The sequence below is a fragment of the Rhodosalinus sp. FB01 genome, from assembly GCF_041365715.1.
Taxonomy (GTDB): domain Bacteria; phylum Pseudomonadota; class Alphaproteobacteria; order Rhodobacterales; family Rhodobacteraceae; genus Rhodosalinus.
The window spans coordinates 1-357 of sequence record NZ_JBGFSH010000097.1; the positions used below are offsets into that span (position 1 = coordinate 1).

Sequence of the window (357 nt, forward strand, 5' to 3'; positions counted from 1 at the left end):
CGCCGAGATGCGTGGCTTCCCCTGCATGGTGGTCAGCGACAACGGCACGGAGCTGACATCGAACGCCATGCTGAAGTGGCAGGAGGATCGCCAGGTCGAATGGCATTACATCGCTCCCGGCAAACCGATGCAGAACGGCTTCGTGGAGAGCTTCAACGGACGCCTGCGGGACGAATGCCTCAACGAACACCTGTTCCCAACCCTGCGCCATGCCCGCCATCTGATTGCGGCATGGTGCGACGACTACAACCACCACCGCCCGCACACGAGCCTCGACGGGCTCACCCCGCAGGAGTATCACCAACGGTCAGAAGAGGACCAAATCCTGAACAGAGCTAACCAATAAACGCGGACTCC

1 protein-coding gene is annotated in these 357 nt (G+C 60.8%); it reads left to right on the plus strand.

Annotation, left to right across the window (positions count from 1 at the left end; all coding sequences use genetic code 11):
* Positions 1 to 346 (plus strand): integrase core domain-containing protein (locus AB6A65_RS16760; protein WP_371039512.1); only part of this gene is annotated, 346 nt, incomplete at its 5' end.
* Between the last annotated feature and the right edge of the window lie 11 nt (positions 347 to 357).